The 11,713-nt window shown below is 66.9% G+C and carries 10 protein-coding genes and 1 pseudogene; 3 read left to right on the top strand and 8 right to left on the bottom strand.

The features are described from left to right. Positions 1-36 precede the first annotated feature (36 nt). The 6 genes and pseudogenes from ACIQRW_RS21745 to ACIQRW_RS21720 form a co-directional block, all read right to left on the bottom strand. Complete coding sequence (locus ACIQRW_RS21745; protein WP_401904565.1) at positions 37-468, bottom strand: hypothetical protein; 432 nt, start codon at positions 466-468, stop codon at positions 37-39. A 141-nt stretch (positions 469-609) separates the two neighbouring features. After that, a pseudogene (locus ACIQRW_RS21740) lies at positions 610-1,017 on the bottom strand (TniQ family protein); the annotation flags it as partial. A 3-nt stretch (positions 1,018-1,020) separates the two neighbouring features. After that, a complete protein-coding gene (locus ACIQRW_RS21735; protein WP_403762722.1) occupies positions 1,021-2,073 on the bottom strand; it encodes an AAA family ATPase in 1,053 nt (350 codons plus the stop codon). Then, positions 2,070-4,091, bottom strand: a complete 2,022-nt coding sequence (locus ACIQRW_RS21730; RefSeq protein ID WP_403762977.1) for a Mu transposase C-terminal domain-containing protein — start codon at positions 4,089-4,091, stop codon at positions 2,070-2,072. The genes ACIQRW_RS21735 and ACIQRW_RS21730 overlap by 4 nt, the downstream gene beginning before the upstream one ends. A 14-nt stretch (positions 4,092-4,105) precedes the next feature. Continuing rightward, positions 4,106-4,819, bottom strand: coding sequence for a TnsA-like heteromeric transposase endonuclease subunit (locus ACIQRW_RS21725; protein WP_403762720.1), 714 nt, complete (start codon positions 4,817-4,819; stop codon positions 4,106-4,108). A gap of 121 nt (positions 4,820-4,940) precedes the next feature. Beyond that, positions 4,941-5,207, bottom strand: a complete 267-nt coding sequence (locus ACIQRW_RS21720; RefSeq protein WP_127832453.1) for a hypothetical protein — start codon at positions 5,205-5,207, stop codon at positions 4,941-4,943. Positions 5,208-5,264: 57 nt separating this feature from the next. Here ACIQRW_RS21720 and ACIQRW_RS21715 point away from each other — a divergent pair, with 57 nt between their 5' ends. Then, entirely contained in the window at positions 5,265-5,858 is a 594-nt protein-coding gene (locus ACIQRW_RS21715; RefSeq protein ID WP_403762718.1) for a DUF4240 domain-containing protein, read from the top strand. An 18-nt stretch (positions 5,859-5,876) separates the two neighbouring features. Here the strand turns inward: ACIQRW_RS21715 and ACIQRW_RS21710 are convergent, their stop codons facing one another. Next, positions 5,877-6,290 (bottom strand): DUF5958 family protein, encoded by a 414-nt coding sequence (locus ACIQRW_RS21710; protein ID WP_403762715.1) that lies wholly within the window; start codon positions 6,288-6,290, stop codon positions 5,877-5,879. 277 nt (positions 6,291-6,567) lie between these two features. Next, on the bottom strand, positions 6,568-7,038 hold the full coding sequence (locus ACIQRW_RS21705; protein ID WP_108710717.1) for a DIP1984 family protein: 471 nt from the start codon (positions 7,036-7,038) through the stop codon (positions 6,568-6,570). Positions 7,039-7,520: 482 nt separating this feature from the next. Between ACIQRW_RS21705 and ACIQRW_RS21700 the strand changes: the two genes are divergently transcribed. Together ACIQRW_RS21700 and ACIQRW_RS21695 are read left to right on the top strand one after the other, a co-directional pair. Continuing rightward, positions 7,521-8,369, top strand: a complete 849-nt coding sequence (locus ACIQRW_RS21700) for a TnsA-like heteromeric transposase endonuclease subunit (protein WP_403762713.1) — start codon at positions 7,521-7,523, stop codon at positions 8,367-8,369. Between the two features lie 224 nt (positions 8,370-8,593). Beyond that, on the top strand, positions 8,594-11,707 hold the full coding sequence (locus tag ACIQRW_RS21695) for an AAA family ATPase (protein ID WP_403762710.1): 3,114 nt from the start codon (positions 8,594-8,596) through the stop codon (positions 11,705-11,707). Positions 11,708-11,713 lie beyond the last annotated feature (6 nt).

Below are 11,713 nucleotides of genomic sequence, written 5' to 3'. Positions count from 1 at the left end.
GTTCTGTCGGACGGCGCGGCCGTGGCCTGGTGTTTTTCAGTTCTGGTGGGACTCATCCCGTAGGGCGTCGTAGTCGTCCGGCGTCGTCACCAGCATCAGCGATCGTCCCAGGGAGTCGGTCCAGCGAAAGAGGGGGTCGTTGGAGAAGGCGTGGGAACGGAGCTTCTCGCGGAGAGTGGGGACGTTCAGCCGGTGCTCGGCCTCTGTGTAGACGGAGTCGATGGTGCGCCGGTGCTGGCTGAGGCTCGTCCATCGGCCAGGTTCCCGTAGTGCCCGCCAAGCAGGATCGGCCAGCATGCCCAGCAGCGTGACGAACTCTGGATAGGTGGCGATGTACTCCCGCTCGTCGACGCGTCGCCTGATGATGTTCCCGTAGATGGCTTCCTTTGGAGGAAGCTGGGCGAGGCGGTCGTTCCAGCGTGAGAGCAGATGAGGTTGCTTCTTGTTCAGGAGCCATGAGCGGACCAAGTGCTGCGCTTCCTTCGTCGCTGCTTCCAGGGTGTCGGGGAAGCGCCGGGCGATCCGTCGATGTCGGTGCTCAGCGGTACCGAGCTCTGGTAGGTGACCGACACGGTAGTGGCGGTTGCCGTCCACCCAGATGCCGTGTCGGCGGCAGAGTTGGAGATCTGCGGGACGATGGGCGAGGACTGGCCTGGTGATCCCGCGGCGGTGCATGCAGTGTGAGCAGGCGATGTAGAGATGCCGACGGTAGCGGACTACCTCACCTGTGGTGCGCGCCTCAACCCGGGCGATCGCTGGTAGCAGCATCCGGAGGGTCTCGGGCGTAAGGCCCGTCAGGGTGGCCAGCCGTGGCAGAACCATCGGAGTCCAGCGCCAAAGCGTGTCCGTCCTCTTACCAACCTGCGCGTTTTTGAATGGTGTCAGAGTCTTCGCCAGCTGGCCCGCCGTCACGTTGTTGGCGGCGGCGAGGCGGTGCAAGTACCAGCCGAAGACTTCTCCGTGGACTGGTGGCAGAGGAAGAGGCAGGAGCCTGACCGGGGCTTCCCTGGGCTCCATTACTCAGGCCGCCTTCGGCCTGCGGGCGTATTTGGCTCGGGGGCGATCGGGCCGGGTCTTCTGGACAGCGTGGTCGAGCTCGATCTCGTCGAGCATGCGCTTGGTGATCTTTTCCGTGCCGCTGTCGATGGCGTCGACTGCGGCTTCTCGGATGAGCTGGGAAAGGCTGCCGATCAGCCCGCCAGTGCGCTCGTGGAGGTAATCGGCCATGGCGACCAAGGTGCCGGGACGATGGGCGTGTAGTCGCAGGGAGTTCTCCATGGTCACCACCAGGGCCTGCCAGCTCTCCTTGTCCGCGCGGTTCTTGTGGCCGAAGGGTCGGGAGGGGATGACCGTATAGCGGCCGGCGATCTGCTGTCCGCGAGTGCCCTGGAACAGGCTGCTCGTCTCGACGTTGAGACCAGCAAGCACGAAGGTGGCCGCGATCCGTTCCGAGAGGTACTTGAGCTGATCGGATGCCTCGGCTCCATTGCGGGTGGTCAGGTCGAGGTTGTGGATCTCGTCGACCAGGACGAGTGTGGTGCCGAGTTTGCCGAGCAGGTCACAGACGGCGTTGGTGATCTGGACCTGGCTCATGCGGTGCTCCAGCGGGATGCCAAGGAATCGGGCGAACTCGCCTGCGAGCATCTTCGGGGTAGCCGCCGGGGGGACGGTGACGAAGACGACCGGCAGTCCGCCGACGGCGGTGGGGTTGCGCCGCCGGGTGATCTGTTCGACGTTCTTGCCCAGCTGGGTGATCGCTGTGGTCTTGCCGGTGCCGGCCGAACCGGACACGATCAGGCCGCGACGGGCGGAGACTTGGTGCCGGTTGAGCACGATGCGTTTGCGGCCCGTGGTGACGACGCCACGGATCGTGGGGGTATTCACGATGACGGATCGTGTGTGGTAGTCGATCCGCGCTTCCCTGTAGGACTCCAGCTCATCCTCGTCCAGGACGGTGCCAGACGGGAGCGACGGCGGGGGATCCGGGTTTTCGTAGACGAACGCTCGCCAGCCTTCCTTCGTGGTCAGTGACATCTGCGGGTTGGCGATGTTCTGTGGCGGAGCCTCGCTCACAGGCGGCTCCCGTCGGTGAAGGCGTCGAAGACGCCGAAGGGAATGACGTTCGACGTCTGCTCCGGGACGGTGGCCTCGTCCTCGGCGTCTTCCAAAGCTGGTGCCTGCGGCAGCGCAGGGACGGACCGGGCGGGTTCCAGGGCGGCGCGGGTACGGGCCGCGATACGGCGGTCCGGCCCGGTTTCCGCCCGTGTCAGCAACTGGTCGACGGCTGCGGTCACGGCGGCTTGGTTGGTGTCGTCCTGGCCCCGCATCGCAAGCAGGTCTCGGGCTCGGCGCCAGGTGAAGTCCGCGAACGGTGTCGAGACCAGGTGCCGGTGTGTCCACGGAACCGTGATCCACTCTCCGGTGCGCGCGTCGCGTACCCAGACCTGAGACAGGTCGTAGGGGTCGTAGTGGACCTCCCAGAGACCGCCTTTCGCGGCCACTCCCGAAGGGCGGCGCCGCAGCGGAGCCAACTCCAGGCAGTTGTAGGTGCGATGGTCGATACGGATTCCGTACTCGTTCACCGACCGCCAGACTGCTGGCAGCAGTTCGAGGTAGTCGAGACCGCTCAGCGGCAGCGGGACGTAGCCGGTGCGGGCCACGAGCAGCGCGTACGCGTCGTTGGGTGACATCGACCGGCCGGGTAGGAACGGACTACGAAGCCCGTCGTGCGGCCGCTGCTGCCAGCAGGCCACGATCCATTCCTGAAGAAGGTCATCGAGTTCCGCGAGCGTCCATACCGCCTCGACACCCGCGCCGCGGCGGTCCGTGTTGGAGCCGGTGTAGCCGGAAACATGCTGGCAGAACAGGGTGTTGATGGAGGAAAACGTCCGCTCCACGATGGCCTTGTCCGTCGGAGTGGCGGGCCGCGAGGGCTGCACGGAGACGCCCAGCGACCGACAGGCGGCGATGAACGCGTCGGAGACGAACACCTTGCCGTGATCGATGCCGATGGTTTCCGGGACGACCACCGGTTTCGCGGCGGCCTGCTCCAGCCGGACGTCGATGTCCAGCAGCCGGGCGTGCGGAATCAGCGTCGCCGACAGGGCCAGGGCCTCCGGCCAGCCCGGCCGCAGCGGCTCGGGGACCAGCATCTTCGCCAGCAGCAGCGACGCATCGACAGCCTTGGTGCCCGCCGGCCGCAGCACCGCCGCGCAGATTGTCCGGGTCGCCACGTCAACGGCGATAGTCAGTTCCGGACGACCGCTCACCCCGTCCTCCAGGATCACCAGCACATCCAGTGGAGTCGTGTCGATCTGTACCAGCTCGCCCGGTCGGCAGGCCGCGGACGGCGTGAACATTCCCTCGGGCCGACGAGCTTGGGAGCGGCGGGAAGCAGCCGAACCGAAGGCGTGCGTGCCCGCGCTCACTGCCGCGACAAGCCGGTAGAGCGTCGTCTTCGACGGCATCGGCACCACCCCGGCCCCGTGCTGCTCGGCAAGCAGGGCCTCGACCCGGCGCCGCACCCGGCCTCGTGTCCCAGTCGACTCGTTCAGCTGGCAGGCCAGCACCTCCGCGACGGCTGCCACCACCCGGTCATCAGCCCGACCCGTCGGCGAGGACAGACGGGTCTTGCGGTGATCGACCAGCCCCCAGACCCCTTGAACCCGGTAGCGGGTCCGCATCCTCTCGACCGTCCGCGCGCTCACCGTCCAGCCCAGGGCACGCAACTCGGTGGCTTTCGCGGCGATCCGCTCCTCCAAGGTATGCCTGGCCGGGTCGTACTCCGGCCGCGGCCCCGCCCCGGCTCCGATACCGCTTTGCCGCCCGGACTCCAGCTCCAGTAGATGCTGTTCCCAGGCGGTGGCCTTCTCTGCCTCCAGCGGCGGAACGGTGTCCAGCAACGCGAAGGGCGCCACTACCGGTGACCCGTCCCCCTGACCAAGGAACTCGAAGCCTTCGGCGGCCAGTAGGTGAGGCAGTAGCACAAGACTCGCCCGCCCAGCCTCGTCGGCCAGCCGCACCAGCGTCCCTGACAACCCGACCACGGTGTGCAGCCGCTCGTCGAGCCGGACCTGGTCGCCGACGCGCAGCGCCGCCCGTCCGCTCACCACGCCTCCGCCCGCGACACCAGCGTCGTGTCCGTCAGTGGCTTGGCCAGGTCCGCCCGGAGCCGCCCCGCCCAGAGCAGGTGGAACACCGCTGGTAGCACCGCAATCGGGTCACCCAACAGTGACGCCTGCCCCACCAGCGGTGAGGGCACCGAGAACGCCGCCATCAGCCGCTCGGCCATCCCGGCGGTAGTCGCATGCCGAGGGTGTCGATACCCCGCCAGCCAGCGGACATTGGCCATCCGGACCGGGTCCACTATCCCGACCACCCGGTAGCCCCAGCCCACCGCTTCACAAGCCAGCCGCGTCACGGCGAACTTGGCCGCCGACCGCTCGTCGACCCGGTCCAGAGGCCGGCAGTCCACCAGCAACCCCCGGCCGTCGTCGAAGCGTGCGAAGTAGTCCGGCGCGTGGGAGATTGCCCGGCCCTTGTCGTTCTGCCAGAACAGCCATAGCGGCTGCGACAGCAGACCAGTCACCTCGGGTGTGAAGTCCAGCAGCATCGCGTGATCCCGCTCCAGCCACGACTCGAACCCCACATGCCCGCCTGTTGTGGCCGACCAGTACAGGCCCGGGAAGTTCCGCTGGCCGCGGTATGAAGGGAAGCCACGGACTGGCAGTCCCGTCTCGAACTCGACCTCCTCCGCCTCATTCAGCGGTCGGCGGTGTTCACCTTTGGCATCCCGCCAACCGACCTCGAATCCGCCCACGTCCAGCGGTGCCGTATCACTCGTCCCACCCAACCCCATGGACTTCACTGTCCAGAATCAATGGGAATCCACCAGAAGTTTTGGGCTGAAACCCCTCATGTGAGTGATGCTGCGAGCCAGCTCAGTCAGAGTCTTCATGATCACTGGCGAGGTCGTCTGAGGCGGGTCGAAGCCTGCGACGCGCCGCGTCCAGGCGTTCGCCATAGTCCGCTGCGAAAATCCCAGGCAGGGACTTGTCGAGCGTTCCGGCCAGCCTATGAATGGGTGCCCAGACCGCCTCGTCGTCGACGAGACGGCTGAGGTCCGTCATCTGCACTCGCTCCAGCCAGTCCGACAGGACCAGCGCTTCATCAGAGGTGAGCTTGATGATGATCTCCGTGTTCTCCACTGCTCGAACATAGTTCGGCGACCCTGCGGTGTCAGAGGTGCCTGGCACAGTGCCGCCGTGGACATCGATTCCTTCTGGAAGCTCATCGAAGAGTGCCGACGGCAGACGCGGGGCCGGGACGAACGGCTGACGTGGTTGCGTGACGAGTTGTCGCGGAGGCCGCTGACACAGATCGTGCAGTTCCAGGTTCGCCTGGACGAAGTGACGCACGAAGCCTTCACCTGGGATCTCTGGGCTGCTGCGGAGCGGATCTTCGGCGGCTGGTGTTCGGACGACGGATTCTGCTACTTCGGCCTGTGGATGGTGGGGATCGGTCGGGAAGCCTTCGTGCGGGCAGTGATCGATCCCGACTCTCTGGCCGATACCCCTGAGGTTCAGTGCCTGGTGGGTCGCCCTCGGGAGCTCTGGAACGACGACTGGCCGGAGTGGGAGTCTCTCGACTACGTCGCCATGGAGGCGTATGGACTACTCACCCGTGCGGATGACTACTGCGTCGACGCATTCTATGAAGCCGTCGAAGCCGAGGAGGGCGCTGTAGGCGGCAATCGAGGGCCGCGCGGCGAGCAGTGGGACGTGCGATGCGAAGACGACGCGATGCGCAAACTGCCGAGACTGAGCGCGATGTTTCCCCTCCGGCCACTGGTCCGGTAGGCGCGAAAGCGCGAGGGATCAGGCCGAGGCTTCGGGGGTGTGGACAGACAGGCGATGCCACGCGTGGCCGCAACCGTCGGAGCAGAAGTGCTCTCGTCGGCGTTCGTCGGCGACGGCCAGCACCGCGATCAGTAGCCGGAATGACTTGAGGCGCTCGTCGTGCGGGGTGAGACTGGCGATCTTTCCGAGTTGCTGGTCGATCCGCCCCCGTGTGATCAGAACTGCCGGTGTGTGCGTGGCGCGAAGTCCGGCGCGTCGGATACTTTCCGGGCCGTCCTCGGCGGTGGCGCGGGCCTGAATGCAGAAATGTGACAGGAGGCGCAGGGTGTTGGACTGCTCCTCAGTCGAGAGGCCCTCGAACCACTCGATTCCCTGTGACATCGGCCGAAGCGCTTGGGCGAGTTCGTTGAGAATGATGTACGGATCAGCCATTCGCACGCCCCCGTTGCGCTCGGATCGCCGTTGTCCATGGTGTTGCGATGTGGAAAGCCCCGAACCCGCCCTCACCGCTTCGGATCTGCACGTGGTGATGTGCTGTGCGATGTGCACCTTTACCTGTACGCCGTGCTGAGCTGCACTGTTGATAGGGAGTCGAACCCCCGCGTTGCTCTTCACGCGCCAGGAGTGGGCTGGAAAACCGCCGGCCCTCGGTGTGTGCACGCCTCCGAAGCTGCTACCTGCTCCACATCGTCCCCGCCTGCTGGACTACTCAGTCCAGCAGATCCGCCTCCCAGTTCGTACGCTGGATCCGTATATCGACCTCGCGGATCTCCCGCGCGAGAACATCCGCCTGACCGCGCAGTTCCGCCACCGGAAGCGCGGAAAGCATCATCAGCTCGGACCGAAGCTGTCGGCCGTATCCCCGCTCGCCGCTACCCGCCGCCGCGTCCGCCGCCGCGGTGACCACGGAGTGACGCAACCGCAGGACATCGCGGCGTGCGAGGGCATCGGTGAGCGTGCCGTCCGAACCCATCTCCACGGTGGCATTGGTCCGGTTGATCCGCCGGATCAACGTTTCCAGAGCGCTCAGCACCTCACCGGCCTCAGCCAGCAACTGGGCGGCATCCTCGGCGGGCGTCTCCCCCTCCTGGTACCGCGCACTGCTGACGACGCGCGCTCGCAACTGTTCTACACGGCGCGTCGCTTCCGCACGTTCTGCCAGTGCCTCAGCAAGCTTCACTGTCTCCACCTCCCCCTCCATGAGCTCGCACGAGTATACGAGTGGGAACCAGCTCATACGCACTTGGATTTTGATCCACAGGAGCTCTGACCAGCCACTGGAGCTAGAGCGGACAGCCGCTCAGAGCGCTACGCAAAGAGAACCCAACAGTGCGAACGAGAACGAGTGGGAATCCGCCGGTTTCAGCGAGGCGGGACAACAGGCTGGCCAGCTTCGCCGGGACTCCGCCAAGTCGTTCGCCAGGAGCGCTGGGACTTGCCACGTCTACTGAGAACGGACACAGAGCGTGAGCACGGGTGTGACTCGCAGCGATAACTGTCACCGAGCGGTGGAGCTGACCTGGTCCGCTCGGTCGAGTTCGCAGCGGTAGTTGTCACTAATTGCTCGGGCTAGTTGTCACAAGGTTCATGTTCGCAGTCGGGTTGTCACCAATTTCGAAGCGTGCTGGTGCGGGCGCCGTGGGCGGGCGTTTGCTTGAAGGCATGGCCGATGAGTACGGACTGCTGCATGCGGCAGTCCCCGAGGCGGGGGCGGTGTGGTCACACCGCTGCCGCTGGGACGACCTGCTCATACGGGCATCGATTGTCTCTGGACGTCAAGATCTGGATCTCTCGGATGGCTGGACTCGTCGCTGGGCGGTCACTTTGAACCTCGGAGGCGGCGAACTGATCGTGCCGGTCCGGGACCTTGCCCAGGTTCAGCTTCCCGGGGTCGGGCCGGTCCGCTGGTTCTCGTGGCATCGGCGGCAGCGCCATCGGCCCGGGCTTCAGTACATGGTCAGCACAGGGCGGCATCACGGCTTCGAGAGCCTGGAGGAAGCGAAGGTTCTGCTTGCGCTGGACTTCGCCGGCCAGGTGCGGGAGGTGGTCCCACAGCCCTTGAAGCTGCAGTTCCGGACCGGCGGCGGGCCGCGCGTCCACGTTCCGGACTTCCTGGTGCTGTCCCGGGCCGGGGTGTGTCTGATCGATGTCCGACCGCTCGACCGGGTGCGCGCGAAGGACGTCGAGTCGTTCGCCGCCGCCTTTGAGATGGCACTGGCCTGCGGCTGGGAATACGTAGTGGCCGCAGGCTGGAGACGACAGGTCTTCACCGGGCTGGACGTTTTGTCCTGCCAGCGCCGCCCGCTACTCGATCCACTCGGGCTGCGGGCGGATCTCCTGGAACGGGCTCGGTCCCGGGTGACGTTCGGGGAACTCGTGGCTACCTCCACGGTTCCGGCGCTCGCTCGGGCGGAACTGCTGCACCAGCTCTGGCACCGTTCGCTCGGTATCGATCTTTCTGTCCCGCTGAGTGACCGATCGCTGGTCGAGCCCGCAGGTGAGGCCCTGTGAATCCTCCGCTGGCGCTTGATCTCGCTCCGGGGGCCGGGCTTGTCCTGGACGGGGTGGAGTGGACTGTCGAACGGCATGAGCCCCATCTGGGGCGGGTCGTGGTACGCGATCCGGCGGGAGCCCGCCAGCAGCTGACCTTCCGGTTCCTCGTCAACCATCCGACTTGTCGGCCGTCCTCACGCACAGCGGCCTTCGGCCCGGACCGCGGGCGGCAGCCCGCCTCCGTGGCCGATCTTCCGCCGGGGAAGCTGGAGTTGGTCCGGCTACGAATGGCCCATCTGCTGGAGGTGGGCACTGGGTTCCGTAGCGGGAATCCCGAGGATCCCAGGCCGGGAGAACCGAGGCCGTGTTACGACCCGGCCATCACCACGCTGACCGAGCGACGGTGGGCCAAGGTCGCCGAGCTGGCGGCGATGGACCGGCAGGAGGCCCGGCTGCTGGGACTGGACCGGGTTGGTTACCGCACGCTGATCCGCTGGGAGCGTGGCCGTGAGAGGTCCGGGCTGATCGGATGCGCCGATGACCGGTGGCTGCGGCCGGGTGGGCGCCGCCCGAGCATCGGCCCGGAGATCCGGGAGGCGATCTTCGCGGTCCACGCCGAACTGCAGGGTCGGTCCCGGGTTGGGATGGCCACCCGCACCCGCCTGATCCATCAGTACGTACGCGAGACCTACGGGCCCGACCTGCACGTCCCGTCATACAACACGCTGCGGCAGGTCTGGCACGAGTGGTTTGGCCCCAGCGGGTCACGGCCGCGCAACCAGGGGGCGGCTGATCTGCCGGTACGGTCCGGGCATGTGCTGGTCGACCGTCCCGGGCAGGTGGTCGCGCTGGACACCACGGTGCTGCCGGCGATGGTCCGCGAAGGTGTCTTCGGCGAGCCTGTCAGGGCCCACCTGACCCTCGCGCTGGATGTGTTCACCCATTCGCTTTGCGCTTTCCGGCTCACTCTGGTGTCGGACACCGCGGTGGATGCGGCGATGATGCTGCGTGACGTCATGCTGCCACTGCCGATGCGGCCGGAGTGGGGACCGGAGATGGAGTGGCCGTATCCGGGGCTGCCGTCCGCGCTGGTGGCCGAGTTCGCCGGCCATCCGGTGGCCGGGCTGCCGTTCTTCAGCCCGGAGACAGTCACCACCGACCACGGGTCGGTCTACCGCAACCACCACCTGGTGGAGGTCGAGCGGAAGTTGGGCTGCAACATCCTTCCGGCCCGGGCCCTGCGGCCTCCGGACAAGCACGCCGTCGAGCGGGCCTTCGGTGCGATCAGGACGATGCTGTTCGAGCACCTGCCCGGCTACACCGGCGTTGACGCCGCCGACCGCGGGGCCGCCCCGGAGGACGAGGAGGTTCTGACGCTGGAAGAAATGGAACACCTTGTCGCCACATGGATCGTGGGGATCTGGCAGCGGAGGCACCTGGGCGAGTACGCCCCGGCCTGGGACGTCGGCGGTAGCCACAGCCCCAACACCCTGTTCGCGGCATCCTTCGAGCAGACCGGTCTGGGGCTCCGGCTGCCGCAGCCGGACCTCTACTACGAGTTGCTGCCGTCCCACCCAATCTCCGTGCTGCGGGAGCGGGGAGTGAAGATCAGGGGCCTTTGGTATTACGGCGACGCACTTGAGCCCTACCTGAACGAGCGTTCGGCCCGGGGCGGGAGGTTTAAGGGCCGCTGGTGTGTCCACCGTGAACCGCGCGACCGCCGTACCGTGTTCTTCCAGGACCCCCTCACCCACGACTGGCACGAACTGCGCTGGACCGGACTGCCCCCGGTCGGCACGGTCCCCGCGTTCGGTGACCGACGGGTCTCCGAGCTACTGGCCGCCGCACGCGAGGCAGACATGCGGCCCCGCACGGATGCCGAACTGCTGCCCCTGCTGCTGGAGATCCTCGCCGCCCGGGCCCCGGTCAGCAGTTGGAAGACGGCCACCACCCGCTCCGAACGCATCAACCACGCCCGGGACGAGACCCAGGCTCGGGCCGCCGCCGAGGACCGGGCAGCTGCCCCGGTCCCCGTCTCACCCGTGCCCCCCATGTTGCAGCGCGTCGAGCAAGCCGTCTCCGGCCTGGATGCCGAGCGCCGGCACCGCCGTATGGACGACCGTGCCACGGGCGGTGACGGTGAGGCGAGCATCGTCTCGTTCCTGAGGGCCGGACCGCCACCGGACCGGCTCAGCGTCGAGGGATGGCAGCGCTGGCGCACGACCCGCAGCGCGTTCATCCCGGCTCCCCGGCTGAGCCCGGACCAGTACAGGGCTTTGCCGGCTCGCCGCCGGGCCTTGCACGATCTGCACCGCACCGCCTCGCACGTCAACCTCGGGCTGCAGGAGACCCCGATGAGCCGCCGGGTCACCACGCTGATGAGATCCCGCATCCAGAACAATGCACTGAACTTCACTCCTGGCACTCGTGACGGCCTGATGATCAGCGGGGGCGGCTACCAGGGCAAGACCGAGACGGCATGCGAGGCCGCAGCGGCCTTCGAAGACTTCTGGCGCGACCTCCACCAGCAGCTCAACCCCAACGCGATCGAGGGAACCCGAGACCTGTTCGTCCCCGTCGCCTACTGCCAGACACCGGTCAAGGCCACCCCGAAAGGGCTCTGCGAGGCGATCCTTGACTTCTACGGCGCCCCCTACGCAAAGACCCTCCGCGGCCTGATCCGCAGCGTCCGAGCCTCCCTGCACGACCACAACACCACCGTGCTGATCCTGGACGACATCACCCGGTTGAAGATGCACCGCGAGGACGACCAGGACACGCTCGACCTCATCCGCGACCTGATGTCCTTCAACGCCACCGTCATCCTCATCGGCGTCGACATCCCCGGCTCGGGCCTCCTGCGCGAAGGGCGGCCCGACCCCCGCACTGGCCAGTGGAGCCTGCCCAGTGCGCGGCGAGGCCGCAGCGACCAGGCCGCGACTCAAACCGAACGCCGCTTCGACCTGGTTGATCTCGACCCGTTCGCCTATGACACTCCTCAGCAGATCAACGCCTGGATCGAGCACCTGGCCGGCACCGAGGAACAACTCCGACTTCTCGGTGCCCGGGAAGGCATGCTCACTGATGGCGACATGCCCGAATACCTCTTCCGCCGCACCGGAGGCATCGTCGGTCTGCTTCGGCGACTCGTTCAGGACGGCTGTACTCGCGCCATGGAAACCGGCCAGGAGGCACTACATATCCCGCTCCTCGACGAGATCACCATCAACCTCGGCAACCTCCTCGACCGCGACCCGCAGGCCGGCGAAATTCCCGCCGTCCCTGCCAAGCCCACTCCGAAGCGCCGCCAGAAACCCCGCAACAGCGTCTTCGACAACAAGGCCGCGGGAAAGTGACGGTAC

The sequence above is a fragment of the Streptomyces sp. NPDC091287 genome (assembly GCF_044768525.1).
GTDB lineage: Bacteria > Actinomycetota > Actinomycetes > Streptomycetales > Streptomycetaceae > Streptomyces.
This window is presented reverse-complemented; position numbering and strand designations above follow the sequence as displayed.

What these genes read in the sequence shown, in the direction of transcription:
- ACIQRW_RS21710 (WP_403762715.1), bottom strand. Translation starts at nt 6,290, where the DNA reads ATGGCTGATCCGTACATCATTCTCAACGAACTCGCCCAAGCGCTTCGG.
- ACIQRW_RS21700 (WP_403762713.1), top strand. Translation starts at nt 7,521, where the DNA reads ATGGCCGATGAGTACGGACTGCTGCATGCGGCAGTCCCCGAGGCGGGG.